This is a genomic window from Phormidesmis sp. 146-12 (assembly GCF_052939495.1).
In genome coordinates, this window is sequence record NZ_JBJPHS010000073.1 from 1 (window position 1) to 21,054 (window position 21,054).

The window sequence follows — 21,054 nt, forward strand, 5'->3', positions numbered from 1 at the left end:
CAGGATGTGGAGATTCCGCCTGGAAAGTATGTGCCTTCTGGCGCGGTGATTACCAGTCAGCAACAGGCCGATCGCTTGCCCAATGTCCAAGAGTCAGATGTCAAGTTTGCGTCTCACATTATTCATATCAATGATGCGCTGCGATCGGGTTATCGCTGTGCCGACAATATCGCTTGTATTGCCCCAATCAGAAACGAAATGGCGAGTCCTACTATGAATCAATCTCCTTCAACTGCCAGTCGTGCCAACGGTTCGGGCAATGGCAGCATCGTCGAACACGTCCGTCAACTGCTGTCTCAAGGCTACAAAATTGGCACCGAACACGCTGATAAGCGCCAATTTCAAACCAGTTCTTGGAAAACCTGTGCGCCCATTCAATCGACGCGCGAATCCGATGTAATCAATGCGCTTAATGCTTGCCTGGTGGAGCATAGCGGTGAATATGTGCGGCTGATCGGCATTGACTCCAAAGCCAAAAAGCGCGTCCTAGAAACAATTATTCAGCGACCGGGCGAACAAGCTGCCCAACTTGCGTCGAATGGATCTGCTTCCTACAACGCTTCGTCCTACAGTAACGGGAATGGTCATGCTGCGTCTGGGTCTCTGGATGGGTCGATCGTGGCTCAAGTCCGTCAGGTTCTTAGTAAAGGTGGACGGATTGGGATCGAACACGCCGATAAGCGTCAGTTTCAGACAAGCTCCTGGAAGAGTGCGGCCCCCATTCAAGCCACTAATGAATCGAGTGTGATTGCGGCCCTAGAAGCGGCCATGGCGGAACATCGCGGTGAATATGTGCGCTTGATTGGCATTGATCCGAAGGCCAAAAAGCGGCTCTTGGAAACGATCGTCCAGCGTCCCGATGGCAAGCCTGTTGCTCACGGCCACAAGTCTGCGACGAATGGAAATGGGGCAACCGCTTCTCGCGGCAACGTTTCGGTCAGCGCAGGTGGCGGCGTGGCGGATCAGATTCGTCAACTGCTGGGACAGGGAGCCGCGATCGGGCTAGAGTTTGCTGATGAGCGCCGATTCAAGATTAATTCCTGGAACAGTGCGCCATTGCTCCAGGCTCGGTCTGAAGGCGAAGCGATCGCCGCTTTAGAATCCTTCATTGCAGAACACAGCAGCCACTATGTCCGTCTGGTTGGAGTTGATACCCAAGCCAAAAAGCGAGTGTTAGAAACTGTGATTCATCGTCCCGGCAAAACGCCCGAAACTTCATTGGTTCTCGATCCGCCGATGTATGCTCCGCCTGCCGCTAAAAATAACTACTCGACTCCAACTTCGGGTAGTCAAAAGCTGAGTGGTGAAGCGGTGGATCAGGTGCGTCAACTGGTGCGTCAAGGCGCTCGAATCGGTTTGGAGTATGCGGATGTGCGTCGCTATAAAGGCGGTGCTTGGCAAACGGGTGCTTCGATTCAAGCGGGTTCTGAATCCCAGGCGATCGCCGCGCTCGAATCCGCACTGTCTGAATATGCAGGTCAATACGTCCGTCTGATTGGCACCGATCCCAAGGCAAAACGCCGCGTCGTTGAGCTTGTGATTCAAAAGGCTGGAAAGTAAATAGTTGTGAATTTTGAGTTTTGGGTTTTGCGTGAGCAATCCATTCAGAATTCAGAACTCAAGATTTGGGACTCAAGAATTCTTGAACGATGGATTTTTTGTCGCTGCAATTACGCTCGATCGACACTGCTCATTATTTTGTGAGTGGGGATGTCACGATTCAAGCAGGAAGTGCGATCGGGTCGGGCGTTTTGATTCAAGCTGACCCTGGTAGCCGCGTTGTGATTGGTACTGGGGTTTGTATTGGGCTTGGCTCTGTGATTCACGCGCATGGGGGAACGATCGAGATTCAGGAAGGTGCCAACATTGGGGCGGGGGCGCTGCTGGTGGGCGCAATGACAATTGGGGCGCGTGCCTGTATTGGATCTGCCTCGACGCTGCTTGATAGTTCTGTGGAAGCGGGCGGTCTGGTGCCGTCGGGGTCGCTGCTGGGCGATCGTAGCCGTCCTCACACTGAACTTCAAGTCACAGACACACAACCGATTTCTGAACTGCCCATCCAACCGACTGTGACGGTCGATCCCTGGACAGATGAGCCTGCGGTTGAAGAGAAGCCGTCTGAAGAGAAGCCGCCCGACGCTGAGAAAGTCGCAGAAGTGAATGTTTATGGTCAAACCTACGTCAACAATCTTTTAGTCAGGCTCTTTCCCAATCAGCGAAATCTAAATAATCCTCCTGAGAATGGACATTTGAATGGGAGTTGAGAAGGGCGATTACCCCTTCGGGGAACGACGAAGCAACCGCGGGGATCGTTCTTTCGTTTCAAGTACGCTCAAAACATAGCTCTTCCGAACGGATTATTCCACTTCTACAAATCCTGAAGACCTTAACAAACCAGTTAAGATTGAAGGTAAGAATTGCCCTGTCGTTCCTTCGCTGATGAATCGTTTAGACAGATTTACTGATACTGCATTAGGTCTGGTTTCTACCGAAAGCTTTCCGGCGATCGTGGGCATTGCCGATATGATGCTCAAGTCCTCTGATGTGACGCTGGTGGGTTACGAAAAAACGGGCGGAGGCTTTTGTACTGCTGTAGTGCGGGGTGGTATTTCGGATGTGCGGCTGGCAGTTCAGGAAGGCATTGACTTAGCGGCGCAGTTTGGGCAAAAAGTTTCTACCCTCGTGGTTCCCCGTCCGTTGGCAAATTTGGAAGCAGTGCTACCGATCGGCACCAAACTTGCAGAACTAGCCAAGGGCAAACATGGTAATCCTTTTCGCAATCAAGCGGTCGGCTTACTCGAAACCCGTGGATTTCCGGCTATGGTGGGGGCAGCCGATGCGATGCTCAAATCCGCAGACGTGACGCTGACCGCTTATGAAACGATCGGGTCGGGACTCTGCACCGCGATTATTCGAGGGACGATCGCAAACGTGGCCATGGCGATCGATGTCGGAATGCAAGAAGCCGAGCGAATTGGTGAACTGCATTCTGTGATGGTGATTCCCCGTGCGCTAGAAGATTTGGATGCGACACTCCCATTGGCAAGCTGCTGGATCGAGGAAATGCAGCCGCTTCGATTGCCGATCAATATCAAAGAAGTCGAAAAAGAACTCGTCGCCCTGCCAGAACTTCAGCAAGAACAGCGTCAACTCGCAGAACCTGTACAAACTCCGCTCCAGCTTCCCGAATCCCGACAGATGCAAGTTGAAGAGTTGTTAGACTTCACAACCCAGGCACCGATCGTAGAGCCACTTCCAACACCCGACCCAGCGATCGACCCACCCCCAAAACAAGAACTGGATGATGACGAATAGCGGTACACCGCAACGCACTCGCGCTATAAACAAGCGCTGAATAACAAGGAACAGACCCTGCAATTCAGCACTTTTCCGTACTCTGAGCATCGTTCTAGCCATTGTCAAACTTAAAGGCTTGATCCAGGTAAAACTGAACGGCTCCTTTGCCAATACGTCTACCAAGCTGCGACCAGGTAAACTGACCGACAAATCCAGCCAGCCCTAGAGCAAGCAGCCACGCCAACAGAGGAGACAAGCCAAGCGCTTGCAAACCTGCCCCTAAAAAAATCCACAGTCCAGCGATCGTACCCGTAAAGGGAATCGCCAGTTTGAGCCGCTCCCATCGAGCCAGCTTTTGCGCGGAATGGTTCTTATACCAGGCGTTAATCTCCAGCCTGAGCGTGGCGACAAAGGCCAGTCCTGACGTTGCCCCAATCAAGAGGCCCACCGATAGCAAAACATAGGGGGGATGTTCTGATTTTGAAAAGACAAACTCTTGAAATTGTTGTAGATAGAGATCCCAGTTCATTCTAAAAGCCTCTCGTTTTGAAGAAATTAAATGGACGAGTGAATGCTGTGGATTGGATACGACCAGGGCGTGGAAAGTACGCTCACCCTCTAAATAGTCCCGTATTTCTAACTTAGCGATCGCGCCTCCCACTCGCGTCTGTCTTAAGAGGAGATACCTTTTTCATCTTTGAGAAACAGGCTTGGGTTCAGAAGATTTCTTCAAAAGACTTTTCCTCCTTCGTGAGAAGTCCTTTCTAGTCGGGCACTCTAGTCATGCCAACCTACTGCGCGTTTTACGAATGGCAGATGAATGTGTCCTGCAACGCTCCCAAAAAATCGCTGATCAGCTAGAACAGGATGCCAGCGCAGTCCGGGTAAAAAAGCTGATCATTTACGCCTGCAAAAGCTGGTGGGAGACTGACCCCGATATCCTCAGTGTTATCAACTTAGAGAAATTAGTGTCAGAGTTGCGCCAGCTTCACCCGACCTTGGAGCAACTACAAGCCAGACTCAAAACGCTCGTCGGGACGCTCAACAAAAGAGACGAATACTTTCCGATCGCTCACCTGATCAGCCAAGCAATGGAAGCGCTCTATGACGCTCAATCAGAGTTTGTAGAAGTGACAACGGCCGTTCCTCTTTGCCATCCTCAGATCCAAGAGATCGCCTCCCGGCTACAACAAAATCTCGATCTCAGTCGGATCAAAAAGCTCATGCTCAGTACCGCCCGTAACTATTGGGAAACTGATCCGCTCAAGATTCATCATGCTCAACTACAAGATCTGATCGACGAACTTTGGAAACGCTATCCAACCCTGGAGGAGCTAAGTACAGGACTCGCCGCCGTCGTCAAAACGCTCAACAAACCTGTGGAATATGCTCTGATTGCAGAAACGATTCTTCTGGAGATGCGATCGCTCTACCAAATACAATCCAACCTGCCAACCGATCTGTTGCCTCCTTCGGATCAAGTGACCGCCCCCGACTTGCTCAAGGTAAATCCTCTCCCCATAATCGCGCCCGTCCCTGCCGACCTGATTGATCTGTTTGATCTGCGCTTAGAGATCATCAAATATGCCAATCCGCTCAGGGCAAAAATTTTGTTGTTCTCGATCGTCTATTACCGGTTTTCTTTTTCGCCTCAAGACTGGTCAAACCTGAAACTCTACACGTTAGAAGGTTTATTGAGAAGCTTGACGACAGTGTGTGAGTCGATCGCAGACCTGCAAACCAAACTTCGGGAGACGGCTCAACATCTGAACCAGCCCGACGAATTTGTAGACGTGGCGCACGTTTTGCTCAAATGCCTGAAGCCGAGTTACTCCAAGCTCCAGCAGCAAGTCCAGCAAGCCATGAACGACAACATTACAGACCCCACACAGGCTAGTGCAACCCAAGTTTTGCTAGCAAGTCAGTCTACCCAAATCGAACTGGCTTAAATAGGGAGAACTCTGAACTGCTCACCCTCCTCACCCCTCACTCCTCACTCCTCACTCCTCACTCCTCACTCCTTACCCTTTACCTCCTCACCCTTTACCAAAGAAAATCATGAACGTTCAAGAATTGTTAGAGCGCTATGAATCGGGTGATATGGAGTTTGTCGGTGAAAACCTGAGCGGAGCGAATCTGATGGGAGCCGATTTGATTGGGGCGAATTTGGCTCAGGCTGATCTGCACGGTGCCATTCTAGTTTTAGCGTTTCTGAACCGATCGAACCTGACACGATCGAACCTTTCACACACCCAACTATCCGGCGTAAATCTCAGCCAGTCCACCCTTCACAATGCCAATCTACGGGATGCTGACCTGCACGGGGCTATTCTCTACGGAGCCGATTTGCGGGGGGCGGATCTGGGATTGGCGAACTTATTGGATGCCAACTTGCGTGATGCCGATTTGCGAAACGTCAATTTGAGTGGAGCCGATTTGCGGGGGGCTTGCCTGCGCGGGGCCAACTTGCGAGAAGAGAAACGCACCTACAAAGGCTCCAATTTACGGGGAGCAGACTTGCGCGGAGCCGATCTGCGGGGAGCAAATTTGACGGGGGCTGACCTGAGCCGATCGAATCTAGCAGGCGCAAATCTCAGTGAGGCTAGTTTGAGAGAAGCTGACTTAAGTGAGGCGAATTTGAATCAAGCCATTCTCAAAGATGCGTTTTTGTCAGATGCTAACTTAACCGGAACAACTTTGAGACACGCGAATTTACAGAATTGTCGATTGAATCGATCGGACTTCAGCGAAGCAGATTTGAGCGGAGCAGACCTAAGCGATGTCACTTTGAATGATGCCAAACTGCACAAAGCGAATTTTCAAGGGGCGAATTTGTGGCGATCACGCTTAAATCGAGCTGACCTGAGTCGGGCCAATCTTCGCAACGCCAACCTGATCGAGGCGATTTTGATCCACGCTTATCTAGGTCGAGCCGATTTTCGAGCAGCGAATCTCACGGGAGCAAACCTGGCAAATGCTGAAATCAGTAGTGCCCTGCTGGGTGGAGCGATTTTGACAGGAGCCACCTTACCCGATGGCAGCGTTCAAGATTAACCTCAGTTCGATGCAGTGTACTGGCGCGCTTCGAGTTGCTTGAAAGCAGTTCTCACGCTCCCCGAATTCTTTGTAAATATCGACTCTTACCCAATTTCTTACAATCTGAAATTGAAGATTAAAGATTGTCTGCAAAAACTTGCGTGACATTCAGTTAAGTTGAATGGGATGAGCGCAAAGCGCGATAAAAGCTTTTTTGGGCGCGGTTCCGTGAGTAGTAGGTCACATCAGTAAACAATGTAATTTATACTACTCAGTAGATTTACTCGGACAAATTTGAAGATATGCGGAGAATTCCTGTCGATCCACCACGATCGGCTTAGTATATGGAGAGTTTCAGTAGACCCACCCAATTTGGGGTGATATGCAGAAATTGTCCGCCGATCCATCTAATCTAGGATGATCTGCGGACAATCTCCCTCTAAAAAAGTTAGGCTGCATCCTCCATATTGAGTACTACTGGTCTTAGAACTACATTTTTGAATATCATTCATCCTGCATCGTAATTTATCCAATGAATGAAAACGAGGAACTTCCAGAACCCGATGTTGCTGCATTTATAGAAGAGTTAGCCCATCTTGCTGACAAGCTATTTCCCGACCTGCGTCCAGATTTACGCATGTTTTTAGCGGATCAGATGGTCTCAACAGATGAGTTTACGTCAGAAATTTCAGAGAGTTTTGAATATGGATGTTGGGAAGATGATCCAATTCAAGCTGTACAGGATGCAGTAGAAGAGTTTACAGAGAATGCTCAAGAAAGGCTTACTGATTTACTTCATAACTCTGTCTTGCCCGATATGTTGATGTATATGGGGGCAGAAGAAGATTATATATTCGAGTTATCAGACTCTGCCCATACCGACTTCCAACTATCTGCTACTAATGAGGATTTTCAAGCTTTATTTTCAGCAGCTATGTTAGGTCTTGTCAGATCTTCACAGAACCCTCACTTATCTTTTGGAGCCATCCTCACTTATTTTGACTCTGTTCCAGATGGTCGTTTGATCACAGCTCTCTATCATCCTTGGAGAGCTATTGTTGATGAGCTGAGTCGAGATTGGAACCTTGCATATAAGATTCCCCCTCATCGTTGGGAGGAGGTTATAGCTGGTGCTTTTGAGCAGGCTGGCTATGACGAAGTCATTCTAACTCCTAGATCGGGTGATTTTGGTAGAGGTATCATTGCGACTCGTAAAGGAGTTGGTTGCGTAAGGATCTTAGGTTCTGTAAAAGCTTATGCACCGAGCAATCTAGTTAAACACGATGATGTCCGTGCGTTAGCAGGTGTTCTTTCTGGCGATCAAAAAGCTTCCAAGGGTATCTTGATGACCACCTCTACTTTTGCACCAAAAATTGCTACTGATCCATTCATTTCTCCTCTAATGCCTTATAGACTTGAGTTGATGGATGGTAAGGGACTGAGAGCTTGGCTGACTGACCTGTTCAATAGTAAAACCTACCGTTGATGTTAATTCAAACAGCCTAACAACTTTGGTGAAGCGGATTGACGGTAGCTGCCTATAGTGTAGCAAGGGTGCTAGAAACCGCTGACCAGAAACGTTAGGCTTTTCAATCCTTTATAAGTAAGACAACGTATTTACAATGAGTGATTTGATTACTGAAACTCCAGAGGCTTGTAGTTGGGTTGCTCGTGAAAAGTCCAGACGCATTGGAGACTCTGTTTTTGGTAGTTTCCAAGCTGGAGTTATATGGATAGATGAGCCATGTTCTGATGGAGAGATTATAGAATCCATTTGACATCTTTTATGCACTTGAACTAGGCTGAGAGCAGTCATTTCAATCAGTTACCATGTCTTACTCTAGTAGTCTCAGCAATGCTGAATGGAAGGTTTTGGAACCGCGTCTGAATCAGATTCTACCCAAAAAGAAACGGACTCGTCCCCCTGAGTGGAGTCAACGCGAAATTATCGATGCCATCCTCTACCAACTCAAAAACGGGTGTAACTGGTCTGACTTACCTAACAACTTTCCTCCCTACTCGACGGTCTACTGGCACTACAAACAATGGCGCAAGGCGGGAGTCTTTGATCAACTCATGGAAGCGCTACATGGAGACGTGCGGGTTCAAGTTAAAAAAAAAGTCAATGGACGACCCTGATCATCATTGATTCGCAAGCGATGAAGAATACTTGTAATGCCAGTGTCGATTCTAAGGGATTCTGCTCCTACAAAGCGACGAATGGGATCAAACGGCATCTGGCGGTGGATAGCTTAGGCTTTCCGTTTTTTACCCACTGCACCAGAGCAAATGTGACCGATGACCAAGGACTCATTGAGATGCTGACCCAGAACATCGACTACTTCCGACGCAAGCCTTCCGACCTGCCCAAGACGACCATTTTGCTCGACCACGGCTATCACCCTGACAAGCTTCAGAAAGCACTGGAGCAAGTCTATCCAGAGATTATGAGTAAGATTGAGTTTGAGGTGTCAGAGAAACCGTCAAAGGCTCAGAAGGCGGCTCAAGGGAAGTCAGGGTTTGTGCCTGTGGCAGTGCGATGGGTCATTGAACGGTCGAATAGTTGGGTGGAGCGATGCAAGAACTTGGTCAAAAACTTTGAGTGGACATTAGAACATGCAAGAACAAAGCTCAATCTTTGCTTCATTCGTCTGATGGTAAAGCGTCTGGCGGTCTAAGTACATATCAAAATAGATGTCAAATGGATTCTATAGGGGGAGGAGATCCTTCGACAATGATCGATCAGATCAATAACGAAGGTTGGCCTTTATATCTAGGTCATGATCCTGGATCTCCTAGCGGAAGAAGTATTGCTGCAAAACTCTTTTTTAGTCCAAGCGGTAGAAAGTTTATAGTAGCCATCTTAGGATTTTATGCTGATGAACTGAGATTCAGTTTCGGCGATTTGGGAGTTGATTCTAATCCAAAAGTTTCCTCCCCATTAATGCTTGATGCACTATCTAATAATTGGCAACTTTATATTGCAACTGATCCACGAGAAGTTGACCCGGAATGGCTTAAAAATGTTCTACGCGATGCTCCTTTACCAGTTGTTCAGCATGAATTGTCGCATAACGCTGAAGACTGGCAACATGAGCTAATAAGAATTAGTCTTCCTTACGTCCTCTTTGTCTGGAACCCATTCGTAACGACTATTGCACAAGAATCTGCTAAAGATGTATATGCTGGAACCCGCCGGTGGTTACGCAATTTGTTGAAGGAGCTTGGCTCTCGCAAGAATCCAATTATTAGCCTTCAGTCTTACCAAGATGGTTGTGAGGTATTGTTTCTCATTCGAGGAAAGGATGTTAAGTGCCATTACGACGCTCACGATTCTCTTCCAATCGCTGCTGCTCAAGCAGCTAAACTCATTAGCAGTATGAGATCTCGTAACGCCGCTCCATTGACGCTCGTATATGAATTTGATCCACAGCTTACCCGTTGGTTTCCATCGTATGCAACCCTTGAAGACCGTCGATTGGTTTCCAACCGGAATATACTGATAGCCCTTGAACAGCATCCAACTGACTTGAGCATCGGTATTCACAAAGGGAAAAACCAGTTACCCAAATATAAGTAGGGGGTTTGACCTAACGTTCACTATCTGATGCACTGCCTAACAACCTGGTCGGAGCGGACTGCCAGAAGACTTTGGTGCAATGAAAAGGATACTTGCCGCCGCTCAACCGGAACGTTAGGCGGCTGGTGTTATCAGTTATGGCGGTATTCGGAGATTACCTGTGAGACGATCGAGTCATCCGTGCATTCAGTTAACGAAGTGCTTACCAAGGTTGAAAGCAATACTTTACAGGGCCAAGATTTAGACTCCCTGCAAAACCTGATTGAGTAACGCGATCGACTCATCCTGGCGTGGATTAGAACCGTTAAGATTGAGTGAGATTCTCTAACGTTCAAGCCCATGACTACGCCCGTCGAATTTTTGGATGCCTTTGATGTTGTGGTCGTCGGAGCCGGACACTCTGGGTGTGAAGCAGCACTGGCAACGGCGCGATCGGGCTGTCGCACCCTATTACTCACCCTCAACCTTGATAAAATCGCCTGGCAACCCTGCAATCCGGCCGTCGGTGGGCCGGCAAAATCGCAACTCGTGCATGAAGTCGATGCCCTGGGCGGTGAAATGGGTAAAGTGAGCGATCGCACCTACCTGCAAAAACGCATTCTCAACGCATCGAGAGGGCCGGCCGTCTGGGCACTGCGGGCGCAAACCGACAAGCGCGAATATGCCACTGTGATGAAAGGCATTGTCGAAAATCAAGAGAATTTGACCATTCGAGAAGGGATGGCGACAGATCTGGTTTTGGGCGCAAATGACGAAATTATCGGGGTTCAAACCTACTTTGGGGTCGCGTTTCAGTGCAAAGCGGTGGTGCTGACAACGGGAACGTTTCTCGGTGGCAAAATTTGGGTCGGCAATAAATCAATGGATGCCGGACGCGCTGGAGAATTTGCCGCCGTAGGCATGACAGACACCTTGAATCGATTGGGCTTTGAAACCGGACGCTTGAAGACGGGTACACCAGCACGAGTCGATCGCCGCTCCGTCGATTTCACCCAGTTAGAACCGCAGCCCGGAGATTCTGAAGTTCGCTGGTTTAGCTTTGATCCCGATGCCTGGATCGAACGCGAACAAATGCCCTGTCACTTAACGCGCACAACGACTGAAACTCACCGAATTATTCGCGAAAATCTGCATCTTTCTCCCGTTTATGGCGGTTGGGTCGATGCTAAAGGGCCGCGCTACTGTCCCAGTATTGAAGACAAGATTGTGCGCTTTGCCGACAAAGAAAGCCATCAAATTTTTATCGAACCAGAAGGACGCGACACGCCAGAGCTTTACATCCAAGGCTTTTCGACGGGTCTGCCCGAAATGATTCAGCTACAAATGCTGCGATCGCTCCCCGGTCTCGAAAATTGCACCATGCTCCGGCCAGCCTACGCAGTGGAATACGATTATTTGCCCGCAACGCAGTGCTTCCCGACGCTGATGACGAAGAAAGTTGAGGGACTGTTTTGCGCGGGACAAATCAACGGCACCACGGGCTATGAAGAAGCGGCCGCCCAGGGATTAGTTGCGGGCATTAATGCTGCTCGGTTTTGTTGCGACCAGGAAATGATCATTTTCCCCCGTGAGCAAAGCTACATCGGGACGCTAATCGACGATCTGTGTACCAAAGATCTGCGCGAACCGTATCGCATGTTGACCTCGCGATCGGAATACCGTCTCCTTTTACGTTCTGACAATGCCGATCAGCGACTGACTCCTCTAGGCCGAGAAATCGGCTTGATTGACGACCGTCGTTGGCAACGCTTTACGCGCAAGCAAGCGAATACGATCGCCGAAAAAGAACGATTGCATGAGACACGAGTCAAGGAACAGAGTGAAGCTGGAAAAGCGATCGCATCTTACACTCAACAAGCGATCAAAGGTTCAATCACTTTAGCCGATCTTTTACGACGATCTGGGTTTCACTACAGCGATTTGGAACGACATGGATTAGGAAACGCTGCACTGGATCGATCTGAAAAAGAAGGTGCAGAAATTGACATCAAATATTCAGGCTACATTCAACGCCAACAGCATCAGATTGATCAAATTGCGCGACAAGAACATCGCAAGCTACCACAAGATTTAGATTACGCCACGATTACCACGCTGTCTAAAGAAGCGAGAGAGAAGTTGGCAAAAGTGCAACCCTTAACGATCGGGCAGGCTACCCGCATCGGAGGAGTCAACCCAGCCGATGTCAATGCGTTACTCATTTACCTGGAAGTGCAAGCCCGTCAAGCCGTAGAGGTGATTGTATGATTGCCTACACCATTAACTTTGATCCGATCGTTCGCCTAACTGACGACCAGTTTTATCAGCTTTGCCGCGCCAATCCAGACATAAAATTTGAACGCAATCCCAAAGGAGAACTACTGATTATGCCCCCGACAGGTGGAGAAACCGGAAGAGGAAACGCTAAATTAACGAGCCGATTTGTCGTGTGGAATGAGCAAACTGACCTCGGTGAAGTATTCGATTCTTCCACCTGCTTCAGGTTGCCAAATGGCGCAAGTCGTTCTCCTGATGTCGCGTGGATTCGTCGCGATCGCTGGGATACTCTCACGCCTGACCAAAAGGAAAAATTTCCACCGATCGCGCCCGATTTTGTTTTAGAACTGCTTTCACCAACCGATAGTTTGAAAGAAACTCAAGCCAAGATGCAAGAGTACATGGCTGGCGGGGTCAAACTAGGCTGGCTGATCGATCCCAAGTCTCAGCGAGTGGAGATTTATCGCCCAGATCAAGACCCCGAAATTCTAGAATCTCCAGCAACGCTCTCAGGTGAAACAGTCTTAATCGGATTTAGCCTCGACCTCAAAACGGTCTGGTAAAACAACCTGGTACAGCAATTTGAGCGCCCGCTCGATCGCGGCTCTCTCAGTAAAACGTTCCCTACAATCAATTTTCGCGATATCTGGCAGTTATCGAAGAAATTTTCACAAATTCATCCCGATTTACCTATCTACTCCGGAAGATCTCACCAACAGGCGAAGAAAGGAAGCATCAGCTTAAATGCTGTAGTTTTTCGTACTTTAAAGCTTCCGTTAGTCATTCAACGGTGAGGGTGGAGAGATGCTGGCACAAGACACAACGTTTGGGTTCAATGTACCGGGTAGCAATACCACGATCGAGATTTCCGCAGAAGGACTTCGAGAAATTTTAGGACAAGTTGAGGGAGAACTGTACCGCAGTGAAGTGTATCGTCGTGCCCTCAGCAATTTGCAGAAGATGCCTGTCAAAGGGGCAGAAAGCGCTCAGTTTTTGATGAAAGCGATCGGGCGCGAGGCCATTCGCTTGACGCTGCGACATTTTGTTCAAACCAGAGAAACCCCAGATCATGGCATCCGAGGAGCCGACGATCGCGAGGTGGATGAGTTTCCGGTGGCCGCCTTTTCTCGTGCCCTGGGTTCTCGATTGGCAACACTCCCTCTACCGACCGTCGAAGTGGTCGAAACTGCACCCGTACCCGAAGCAGCAACTCCTACCTTCACAAACCCGGTCTCGGCAATCGCTCAAAAAGTTGCTCCCAAAAAGTCATACAAAAAGCGGTCTCTAGCCGATCTCGCAGAACAGGCCGCCCAAGAAAGACTGGTCGGTTTGCAGCAGATTGGGGAGCAGATCAAGGCGGCAAGAGAAGCGCGATCGATGTCTCTGTCTCAGCTACATAACAAAACAATGGTGCCCATGCATCAACTGCTGGCGTTGGAGTCGGGGCAAGGCATTCATTTGCCAGAAGATGTCTATTTGAGAGGATTCATCAAACGAATCGGCACCGCTCTAGACCTCGATAGTGCCAAGTTGCTGGCGGTTCTTCCGACACCCGATCCGACTCAAGCGATTTTGCCCTCCTGGTATCATCCCCAGACAAAATCAAGCGGTATCAAAGGGTTGGCGGTTCAACCTCTCCATCTTTATGTCGGCTATGCGGCGCTAATGGCAGGCGGTCTTGTCTGGCTCTCTCACCAACAAACTCCCGAAACGCCTCCTGGTGCAATTCAACTTGATGCTCCAAATGTCAAACTTTCGCCCCAGTCTAATCAGCCTCACAGTATAAATTCGGGGTCAAACATTGCGCCGCCTGAAAGGTTTTGAGGAGGTGAGGTGTGAGGTGTGAAGAAGCCCCAAGTCCAAAGACTGAAACGCATTCAAATCAAAGCTCTTCACCCCTCATCCCTCACGCGAAGCGGATTACCCCCGAAGGGGAACAGATCATCAAAGTTCTCCCTCATCCCTGATATTGAACGCGGTAAATCCGATCGTTCCCTTCTTCCGTAAACAAGAGGCTGCCGTCTGGAAGGGTCAACAATCCAACGGGTCGGCCCCAGGTTGTTGGAGCGGTGGGATCGAGCAGGAAGCCTGTGACAAAATCTTCGTAATAGCCCTGGGGACGACCTTCTGCGTTAAAGGGGACGAAGACAATTTTGTATCCGGTGCCCTGGCTGCGATTCCATGACCCTCTGAAGGCGGCAAATGCTCCGTTGCGATATTTTTGAGGAAAGGTTTTGCCGTCGTAAAAGCTCAATCCTAGAGCGGCAGAATGCGCCTCAAACAAAACATCTGGGGTGCGAGTTTTGCTGGCCAGATCGGGACGAACGCTTTTACCATTTTGCGCCTGACGGGGATCGAGGCGATCGTTTCTCAAATAGGCGTAAGGCCAGCCGTAAAACTCACCCGATCGAATGCGAGTTAGATAGTCGGGCACCAGTTCGTCTCCCAGTCCATCGCGCTCATTGACGGTGGTGTAGAGTTCTTGAGTCTGTGGGTGAAAGTCTAAGCCGACCGGGTTGCGAAGTCCGGAGGCAAAGTTTTGGCGACCTGATCCGTCGAGATTCATCACTTGCACGGAGGCGCGGGGGAGCGGTTCTTGATCGACATTGGTGCCAGAACCGATCGAGACAAACAGCCGTTTGCCATCGGGGGCAGCGACGACATTTCTTGTCCAGTGATTGTTGTAGCCTTGGGCGGGGAGGTCAGCGATTTGTTGCCCGGTGCCCGTGATTTGTTCTTGTCCTTTCTGGTAGGGAAATTTGAGAACGGCATCGGTGTTGCCCAGAAAAAAAGAATCTCCTGCAAAAGCCATCCCAAGCGGACGATTTAGCCCATTGCTTGCGGTTGCAAAGGTTTTTTTGACTTCTGCTACTCCATCCCCATTGGCATCGCGCAACAGTCGAATTTGATTGTCAGGCGTTTCGGTGACCAAGACATCTCCTGATGGAGTCAAGGCCAGCCAGCGTGGGCGGTTTAGCCCTTCTGCAAAGACATTCACCACAAATCCGGGCGGCACGCTCAAAATCGGATTGTTGGGAACGGGGACGACGCGGGGCGATTTTGAGGCGCTTTCGCTGGCGTAGGGCTGAGGAAGCTGGTCGATCGTAATCCGAATTGGCTGAGGAGATAGGGGTTCTGTCCGAATGGCGTTGGCGGGACGACTAGCAGGACTTTGAGCAACCTGAGCGGGGGAAGGCGAGGCCGAATTTTTGGAGGGCGGTTGCGTGATCGTTTGTCCGATCGACAGGGCATCACAAGCCGCTAAACTTGCCAATAATGGGAGACAGAGCGATCGAGCCGCAAATTTCCACTGCATCATTTATCTGAATTACTAAATTAAAGGATTTATGCCAAAATTCACACCCAAGATCATTCTAGTCACTGGGCCCGCTCGATCGGGCAAGAGTGAATGGGCAGAGTCTCTGGCGATGCAGTCTCAAAAATCTGTGATCTATGTGGCGACGGCTCAGTTAAATGAGGACGATCGCGAGTGGCAAGCCAGAATTGAGCAACATCAACAGCGCCGTCCCGACAGTTGGAAGACGTTGCAGGTTCCGATCAACCTTGCTAAAACGATTCAAGACTCTACGGCTACGGAGTGTTTGCTGATCGATTCATTAGGCACCTGGTTGGCGAATCTGCTGGAGCAAGATGCTGAAGTTTGGCAACAGACGTTGGAAACTTTGCTACAAAGCCTCAAACAAGCGAAGAGCACAATTATTTTGGTGGCAGAAGAGGCGGGATGGGGCGTGGTGCCTGCTTACCCGATCGGGCGGCTGTTTCGCGATCGTTTGGGAATGGTGGTCAGACGAGTCGGAGCGATCGCCCATCCTGTGTACCTAGTGACGGGTGGACACGTTCTCAATCTCAGCCAAATCGGGTCTCCTTTACCAAATTGAGGTCGGGAAGTTAGCGTCCTTTCAACGAAGTTTTTTCGCTGCATTACTTAGAGATTTTTAGAGATTTTGCCCTCTAACTTCCCAATTCCGGAAGACTTTTAGATAGGATTCGCGGTTCAAAATCCCTCATGGATTGGAGATTCAGGAACGTTCTCGACTAGAGGATTACAGCGAAGGATCTTATCGAATTCAGGTGAGAGTTAACATGTCTAAACTACAGAGGAGAATTTTATTTAGACAGTCATTATTTGTTGGAGATTATATAATTCACAATTCCTAAAGAACAGACAGAGAGCTTGTTCATCCCTCATCCCTCATCCCTCATCCCTCATCCGATGTCCATCCGGATAGATTGTCGTTTGGTCAATTTGCGCGTCTGACAGATCGGCTTCTGTCGCGCGAAATAGATTGGTGCCGCTGAGGTTTGTGCCTGTGAGGTTGGCTTGTTTGAGGTTCGATCGACTTAGATCTGCATTCGTCAAATTGGCATAACTCAAATCAGCATTGTATAAGTTTGCGCCCTGTAAATTGGCACCCGACAGGTCAGCCCCGCTCAAGTTTGCAAAACATAAATCAGCGCGTGACAGATTAATCTTCCGCAGGTCAGCATCCGATAAGTTTGCTTGATAGAGTTGAGCGTTGCCAAGTTCGGCATTCTGCATTTGGGAGGCTTTGAGGTTTGCCTGACTGAGGTTGGCATAGGGCAAATAAGCCTGATTGAGACAACTTCTGCACAAATTAATCCCTGGTAAAACCGCCTCAAACAGATGAGCTTCCTCTAAGCTGTGGGACTCAAACTTCCGTTCTCCTTGAGCATAGCGGGCAAGAAGATCTTCTGAGCGTAACCTTTCCATTGCATTCCAACGATCGGGGTAAAACAAAACTCACTTTGTAGAAATGTAAATTTTTTGCTGAACAGATCAAGGTTTTTTCACTTTTTCTTAGGCTTTTATACTTATTGACACTGCTCATTCTCTGAATGGCGATGGTTTGACATTCCATAGATCTATCTGCATCCTTCTGTAGCGAAGGATTTATGAATAGTGCTTCACAAAGTTTAGTAAGATATTCTCATTAAACAGATAGGTATTTATTCTTATCGCCATGATGGATCAATTTCCTTGGTTGACAACGATCGTCCTGCTGCCACTCATTGCTTCCATGCTCATTCCGTTGCTGCCTGACAAAAGCGGCAAGCTTGTGCGCTGGTATGCCCTCGGTGTAGGAATCGCGGACTTTGCTTTGATGTGCTACACCTTTTGGAATCATTATGATGCCAGCAGTGCGACGTTCCAACTGGTGGAAACCTTCGCCTGGATGCCGCAGCTTGGACTCAATTGGACAGTCTCGATCGATGGCTTGTCCGCTCCCCTGGTTTTATTAGCTGGGTTTGTCACAACGCTTTCGATGTTGGCGGCCTGGCGGGTCGATCGCAGACCTCGATTGTTTTACGCGCTGATGCTGGTGCTGTATGCCGCTCAGGTAGGCGTATTTGTGGCTCAAGACTTGCTGCTGTTCTTCATCATGTGGGAGGTCGAGCTAGTCCCGGTTTATCTGCTGGTTTGTATCTGGGGCGGACAAAATCGGCGCTATGCAGCCACTAAGTTTTTGATGTATACCGCCGTTGCTTCTATCTTCATTTTGGTAGCTGCGCTGGCGATGGCCTTTTATAGCAACTCGATTACCTTTGATATTGCAGAACTTCGGCTCAAAGAGTTTCCGCTAACGTTGGAACTGTTGCTATATGCAGGGTTGCTGATTGCGTTTGGCGTAAAGCTGGCGGTCTTCCCGCTGCATACCTGGCTGCCTGACGCGCACGGTGAAGCCTCGTCTCCCGTCTCAATGATTTTGGCGGGTGTGTTGCTCAAGATGGGCGGCTATGGACTGATTCGCTTAAATCTAGAACTGTTGCCCAATGCTCACGTTTATTTTGCGCCCGTTCTGGCCATCCTGGGCGTGGTGAATGTGATTTACGGCGGATTGAATTCGTTTGCTCAAACGAATATGAAGCGGCGATTGGCTTACTCATCTGTGTCGCACATGGGCTTTGTGCTGATCGGCATTGCATCCTATAGCGATGTGGGTGTGAGTGGGGCGCTGCTGCAAATGATTTCTCACGGACTGATTGCGTCGGTGCTGTTCTTTTTGGCGGGGGTCACCTACGATCGCACTCACACCATGATGATGAATCAAATGGGCGGAATCGGTCAGGCGATGCCCAAAGTGTTTGCGCTGTTTACGATCGCCGCCATGGCCTCGCTGGCACTGCCTGGAATGAGTGGATTTGCGAGTGAAATCGCCGTCTTTGTCGGCATGACGACGACTGACATCTACAGTTCGACTTTCCGTACGGTGACAGTGTTTCTCTCCGCTGTGGGGGTGATTTTGACTCCGATTTATCTGCTCTCGATGCTGCGGCAGGTGTTTTATGGGTCAAGTGCCGATCAAATGTGTGACATCTCGCCGTCTTGTGAGCTGGGCGATGTCGATCTCAAGGCTCAGGGCAATGACGAAGCGGCTTGTTTTGGTAACAACTGTGAACTACCGACCGAAGCCAAGTTTGAGGATGCCAATCCCCGTGAGATCTTTATTGCCGCTTGCTTCTTGTCGCTGATTGTGGCGTTTGGGTTCTATCCCAAGTTGGCGACGCAGATGTATGACGTGAAGACAGTGGCGTTGAATGCTCAGATGCGCGAGTCGTATCGTCAAATTGCAGAAACCAACCCTCAAATCTACGCAGGCGTGTGGAATTCGCAAATCGCCAACTCTAAGCCTGCCCCCGTTTTGGGACTGCTCAAGTAACAAATCAAGTCACGAACTAAATTGAATTAAGGAAAGCGATCGTTCTTTAGGGAGCGGTCGTTTTTTTATGTATCAATTTCTGAATCTGAAAGCTGGATGTTACGTTAAATAATTTGAACTTGAAACCCTAAATGAATATGGTAAGTTCAAATTTAGAGGGCTTGAGAACCCCTTTGACTGCATCGATCGACTATTCGTCACTGACCCCGGACTAAAGTCGCGGGGCTTGATCTGCTAGGGATCAACGTAAGCAGTGACTAGCTCACGAGATCTGATTCAGCACGAACTTCCGAATACTTCCCTAGTTCGGATTCACTTCAAGCCTTCTAGCAAAGGCGTTGGGTAAAGCCAAGACATCTGAATCAGATTGAGCGAAGGGACTTAAACGAGTTCGCTGGATCTCGGTCTTATCGACACTGAAAATCCAGCCCCCGCAAGGGGTAGGCGGTTAAAACCACTTGCGTGCTGTTTCCTCCCAGGTCTGAAGACGCTGGGTTTCCACAACTACCAGGTATTTTCTTATGAGCGGCCTTGGGTTCACACATTTTTAGAAGAGGAATCTTATGCAGGATAAAGTAGTCAGCGTCGTTAACCCGTTTAACTTGACCGACAGCCTCACCGATCGCAACATTGTCGAGCCACTCAAAGACTTTCTCACGACAGGGACAACTAGAGTCCAAGTGGTGGCGATCGTCAGTTCTAAGTCCGCCGAAATCATCAAGCAAGCCATTAGTCAATTGTTTCAAGAGCAGCCTGAGCTAGTCCAACCGGGCGGCAATGCCTATACGACTCGTCGCTACAATATGTACGTTCGTGATATGGGCTATTTTTTGCGCTATTGCACCTATGCGCTGCTGACAGGCGAAAACAGTGTTCTTGATGAGCGGCTCCTGGCAGGACTCAAGGAAACCTTTAACTCTTTAGGAATTCCACTGGGGCCGACGGCTCGAAGTGTGCAACTGATGAGAGATGGAGTCAAGCAGCAAGTACAATCCGCAGGAATTGAAAGCGCTACCTTTATTGATGAGCCATTTGATTACGTCGTGCGTCAAATTAGCGAAATGGATGTCTAGACAAACTAGACAGTATGAATTCTTTGGGCGAGGTGCTTCTTTCTAGGCTACATCCAATTTTGTGGCTATCGATCCGATGTCTGTTGTTTCTGAGCGGCATCCGGACTGATAGCTTTTTTGTGATCGCTCTGTCGTGGTGTGGATGAGTACATGAATTAATTCAAGTATCTACCTGGCCAGAAACTGTTAGGTAAAGAACTGAATTGTGTTGGCACACAAAGCACACAACTCGATTTGCCGTCCTGATCATACAAAAAACGATGTAGATAATGAAGTTGGGTCGATTGTTGAATACTTAAGCAAAAGTTAGTGATCAACCTAACCAGTAGAACCGAAACTTGCGATCGCGCCGTGTAACCGGAGGCTTATCTAGCGTGAGGCGGTGATCGTCGTGACTAGAGAATAGTAATTACACTAATCCATCACAGCATCATGCTCCCTAGCATACTGATCGCAGGCTTTGATGACTTTAAAGAGTTCATCCCAATGAAAGTTTTATTGTTAGTCCTTCTTGAAAACTTTATTCAAAGTTAGATATTGCTCATGAAAGTCTCATAGATTACATCCTGCTAGAGGGAAATTAATACCGAAACTCTATGTAGTATCCTCTAGAAGACGATTCGTCATGCGTAAAAATAGTCACCGAGCTACTGTAGGCTTAATTATTGCCCTTTTACCTATCATAGGCTTAACTGGATGTCCATCTGAGAACTCTGCCATTCTTTTGGATGGTGCGGAGGCAGATCCGACAAAAGCAGAGCCTATGTTTACTGCTAAACCAGGTGTTGATGTTACTCTCCAAGCAGATATGAAGGGTGGAGGCTCTTGGAGCAAGGTTACGATAAATCAGAAATCAGTGTGGATTGATAGTGGTTATTTACAGTGCGATCAGCGTACACCAGGTGCATCCTGCAAGATAAAGTAATCACCTAACCATAGCTGCCCATACTATCTCCGTTTCTCAATGAAAATCAGGGATTTCAGGTATTCTGCCAGGAGAAGTGAACAATAAGTCTCTAAACTAGTGAATGAAATTCTCTAGAAACACAGGGACATTCACTTCTCCAATTCATAAACTCAATATAAAATCTCAGCTCAAAATTTCTGATTT

General features: G+C 48.8%; 20 protein-coding genes. 17 read left to right on the forward strand and 3 right to left on the reverse strand.

The genetic code is table 11. The features are described 5' to 3' along the window. The 3 genes from ACKFKF_RS24650 to ACKFKF_RS24660 all read left to right on the forward strand — a co-directional run. Positions 1–1,560 (forward strand): ribulose bisphosphate carboxylase small subunit (locus tag ACKFKF_RS24650; protein ID WP_446870109.1); only part of this gene is annotated, 1,560 nt, incomplete at its 5' end. A gap of 89 nt (positions 1,561–1,649) precedes the next feature. Beyond that, positions 1,650–2,264, forward strand: a complete 615-nt coding sequence (locus ACKFKF_RS24655) for a hypothetical protein (protein WP_446870110.1) — start codon at positions 1,650–1,652, stop codon at positions 2,262–2,264. Between the two features lie 175 nt (positions 2,265–2,439). Beyond that, on the forward strand, positions 2,440–3,315 hold the full coding sequence (locus ACKFKF_RS24660) for a carbon dioxide-concentrating mechanism protein CcmK (RefSeq protein WP_446870111.1): 876 nt from the start codon (positions 2,440–2,442) through the stop codon (positions 3,313–3,315). A gap of 94 nt (positions 3,316–3,409) precedes the next feature. Here ACKFKF_RS24660 and ACKFKF_RS24665 read toward each other — a convergent pair whose 3' ends face one another. Continuing rightward, positions 3,410–3,826 carry a hypothetical protein gene (locus tag ACKFKF_RS24665; protein ID WP_446870112.1) on the reverse strand — a complete coding sequence of 139 codons (417 nt, stop codon included), beginning with the start codon at positions 3,824–3,826 and terminating at the stop codon, positions 3,410–3,412. A gap of 280 nt (positions 3,827–4,106) precedes the next feature. Between ACKFKF_RS24665 and ACKFKF_RS24670 the strand changes: the two genes are divergently transcribed. The 10 genes from ACKFKF_RS24670 to ACKFKF_RS24715 all read left to right on the forward strand — a co-directional run bounded on the left by ACKFKF_RS24670 (position 4,107) and on the right by ACKFKF_RS24715 (position 13,993). Continuing rightward, positions 4,107–5,246 (forward strand): hypothetical protein, encoded by a 1,140-nt coding sequence (locus ACKFKF_RS24670; protein ID WP_446870113.1) that lies wholly within the window; start codon positions 4,107–4,109, stop codon positions 5,244–5,246. 109 nt (positions 5,247–5,355) lie between these two features. Then, positions 5,356–6,351: a pentapeptide repeat-containing protein gene (locus tag ACKFKF_RS24675; protein ID WP_446870114.1), complete on the forward strand. Its 996-nt coding sequence runs from the start codon at positions 5,356–5,358 to the stop codon at positions 6,349–6,351. A 514-nt stretch (positions 6,352–6,865) separates the two neighbouring features. Next, on the forward strand, positions 6,866–7,819 hold the full coding sequence (locus ACKFKF_RS24680) for a restriction endonuclease (RefSeq protein WP_446870115.1): 954 nt from the start codon (positions 6,866–6,868) through the stop codon (positions 7,817–7,819). Positions 7,820–8,163: 344 nt separating this feature from the next. Continuing rightward, on the forward strand, positions 8,164–8,472 hold the full coding sequence (locus ACKFKF_RS24685; RefSeq protein ID WP_446870116.1) for a transposase: 309 nt from the start codon (positions 8,164–8,166) through the stop codon (positions 8,470–8,472). Positions 8,473–8,492: 20 nt separating this feature from the next. Continuing rightward, positions 8,493–9,011 (forward strand): transposase, encoded by a 519-nt coding sequence (locus ACKFKF_RS24690; protein WP_446870117.1) that lies wholly within the window; start codon positions 8,493–8,495, stop codon positions 9,009–9,011. Between the two features lie 56 nt (positions 9,012–9,067). Then, complete coding sequence (locus ACKFKF_RS24695; protein WP_446870118.1) at positions 9,068–9,913, forward strand: hypothetical protein; 846 nt, start codon at positions 9,068–9,070, stop codon at positions 9,911–9,913. 27 nt (positions 9,914–9,940) lie between these two features. Then, positions 9,941–10,183 carry a hypothetical protein gene (locus ACKFKF_RS24700; protein ID WP_446870119.1) on the forward strand — a complete coding sequence of 81 codons (243 nt, stop codon included), beginning with the start codon at positions 9,941–9,943 and terminating at the stop codon, positions 10,181–10,183. A 69-nt stretch (positions 10,184–10,252) separates the two neighbouring features. After that, the gene (gene mnmG, locus ACKFKF_RS24705) at positions 10,253–12,160 is read left to right on the forward strand and encodes a tRNA uridine-5-carboxymethylaminomethyl(34) synthesis enzyme MnmG (protein WP_446870120.1); all 1,908 of its coding nucleotides are present in this window, start codon (positions 10,253–10,255) and stop codon (positions 12,158–12,160) included. Further along, the gene (locus ACKFKF_RS24710; protein ID WP_446870121.1) at positions 12,157–12,732 is read left to right on the forward strand and encodes a Uma2 family endonuclease; all 576 of its coding nucleotides are present in this window, start codon (positions 12,157–12,159) and stop codon (positions 12,730–12,732) included. Before mnmG ends, ACKFKF_RS24710 begins: the two co-directional genes overlap by 4 nt. Before the next feature lie 241 nt (positions 12,733–12,973). After that, positions 12,974–13,993, forward strand: coding sequence for a helix-turn-helix domain-containing protein (locus ACKFKF_RS24715; protein WP_446858617.1), 1,020 nt, complete (start codon positions 12,974–12,976; stop codon positions 13,991–13,993). A 133-nt stretch (positions 13,994–14,126) separates the two neighbouring features. Here ACKFKF_RS24715 and ACKFKF_RS24720 read toward each other — a convergent pair whose 3' ends face one another. After that, complete coding sequence (locus ACKFKF_RS24720; protein ID WP_446870122.1) at positions 14,127–15,485, reverse strand: PQQ-dependent sugar dehydrogenase; 1,359 nt, start codon at positions 15,483–15,485, stop codon at positions 14,127–14,129. A 31-nt stretch (positions 15,486–15,516) separates the two neighbouring features. Between ACKFKF_RS24720 and cobU the strand changes: the two genes are divergently transcribed. Continuing rightward, positions 15,517–16,068 carry a bifunctional adenosylcobinamide kinase/adenosylcobinamide-phosphate guanylyltransferase gene (cobU, locus tag ACKFKF_RS24725; RefSeq protein WP_446870123.1) on the forward strand — a complete coding sequence of 184 codons (552 nt, stop codon included), beginning with the start codon at positions 15,517–15,519 and terminating at the stop codon, positions 16,066–16,068. 314 nt (positions 16,069–16,382) lie between these two features. On the opposite strand, the gene ACKFKF_RS24730 is transcribed toward cobU, so the two are convergent. Continuing rightward, positions 16,383–16,922 carry a pentapeptide repeat-containing protein gene (locus tag ACKFKF_RS24730; protein ID WP_446858614.1) on the reverse strand — a complete coding sequence of 180 codons (540 nt, stop codon included), beginning with the start codon at positions 16,920–16,922 and terminating at the stop codon, positions 16,383–16,385. A gap of 250 nt (positions 16,923–17,172) precedes the next feature. Between ACKFKF_RS24730 and ACKFKF_RS24735 the strand changes: the two genes are divergently transcribed. The 3 genes from ACKFKF_RS24735 to ACKFKF_RS24745 all read left to right on the forward strand — a co-directional run bounded on the left by ACKFKF_RS24735 (position 17,173) and on the right by ACKFKF_RS24745 (position 20,868). Continuing rightward, positions 17,173–18,870 (forward strand): NAD(P)H-quinone oxidoreductase subunit 4, encoded by a 1,698-nt coding sequence (locus ACKFKF_RS24735; RefSeq protein WP_446870124.1) that lies wholly within the window; start codon positions 17,173–17,175, stop codon positions 18,868–18,870. A 563-nt stretch (positions 18,871–19,433) separates the two neighbouring features. After that, a complete protein-coding gene (locus ACKFKF_RS24740) occupies positions 19,434–19,943 on the forward strand; it encodes an allophycocyanin subunit beta (protein ID WP_446870125.1) in 510 nt (169 codons plus the stop codon). Positions 19,944–20,568: 625 nt separating this feature from the next. After that, positions 20,569–20,868, forward strand: a complete 300-nt coding sequence (locus tag ACKFKF_RS24745) for a hypothetical protein (RefSeq protein ID WP_446870126.1) — start codon at positions 20,569–20,571, stop codon at positions 20,866–20,868. Positions 20,869–21,054: the final 186 nt, after the last annotated feature.

Coding starts and splice junctions, on each gene's coding strand:
- ACKFKF_RS24655 (WP_446870110.1), top strand. CDS start 1,650: ATGGATTTTTTGTCGCTGCAATTACGCTCGATCGACACTGCTCATTAT.
- ACKFKF_RS24660 (WP_446870111.1), top strand. CDS start 2,440: ATGAATCGTTTAGACAGATTTACTGATACTGCATTAGGTCTGGTTTCT.
- ACKFKF_RS24665 (WP_446870112.1), bottom strand. CDS start 3,826: ATGAACTGGGATCTCTATCTACAACAATTTCAAGAGTTTGTCTTTTCA.
- ACKFKF_RS24670 (WP_446870113.1), top strand. CDS start 4,107: ATGGCAGATGAATGTGTCCTGCAACGCTCCCAAAAAATCGCTGATCAG.
- ACKFKF_RS24675 (WP_446870114.1), top strand. CDS start 5,356: ATGAACGTTCAAGAATTGTTAGAGCGCTATGAATCGGGTGATATGGAG.
- ACKFKF_RS24680 (WP_446870115.1), top strand. CDS start 6,866: ATGAATGAAAACGAGGAACTTCCAGAACCCGATGTTGCTGCATTTATA.
- ACKFKF_RS24685 (WP_446870116.1), top strand. CDS start 8,164: ATGTCTTACTCTAGTAGTCTCAGCAATGCTGAATGGAAGGTTTTGGAA.
- ACKFKF_RS24690 (WP_446870117.1), top strand. CDS start 8,493: ATGAAGAATACTTGTAATGCCAGTGTCGATTCTAAGGGATTCTGCTCC.
- ACKFKF_RS24695 (WP_446870118.1), top strand. CDS start 9,068: ATGATCGATCAGATCAATAACGAAGGTTGGCCTTTATATCTAGGTCAT.
- ACKFKF_RS24700 (WP_446870119.1), top strand. CDS start 9,941: ATGCACTGCCTAACAACCTGGTCGGAGCGGACTGCCAGAAGACTTTGG.
- mnmG (WP_446870120.1), top strand. CDS start 10,253: ATGACTACGCCCGTCGAATTTTTGGATGCCTTTGATGTTGTGGTCGTC.
- ACKFKF_RS24710 (WP_446870121.1), top strand. CDS start 12,157: ATGATTGCCTACACCATTAACTTTGATCCGATCGTTCGCCTAACTGAC.
- ACKFKF_RS24715 (WP_446858617.1), top strand. CDS start 12,974: ATGCTGGCACAAGACACAACGTTTGGGTTCAATGTACCGGGTAGCAAT.
- ACKFKF_RS24720 (WP_446870122.1), bottom strand. CDS start 15,485: ATGCAGTGGAAATTTGCGGCTCGATCGCTCTGTCTCCCATTATTGGCA.
- cobU (WP_446870123.1), top strand. CDS start 15,517: ATGCCAAAATTCACACCCAAGATCATTCTAGTCACTGGGCCCGCTCGA.
- ACKFKF_RS24730 (WP_446858614.1), bottom strand. CDS start 16,922: ATGGAAAGGTTACGCTCAGAAGATCTTCTTGCCCGCTATGCTCAAGGA.
- ACKFKF_RS24735 (WP_446870124.1), top strand. CDS start 17,173: ATGATGGATCAATTTCCTTGGTTGACAACGATCGTCCTGCTGCCACTC.
- ACKFKF_RS24740 (WP_446870125.1), top strand. CDS start 19,434: ATGCAGGATAAAGTAGTCAGCGTCGTTAACCCGTTTAACTTGACCGAC.
- ACKFKF_RS24745 (WP_446870126.1), top strand. CDS start 20,569: ATGCGTAAAAATAGTCACCGAGCTACTGTAGGCTTAATTATTGCCCTT.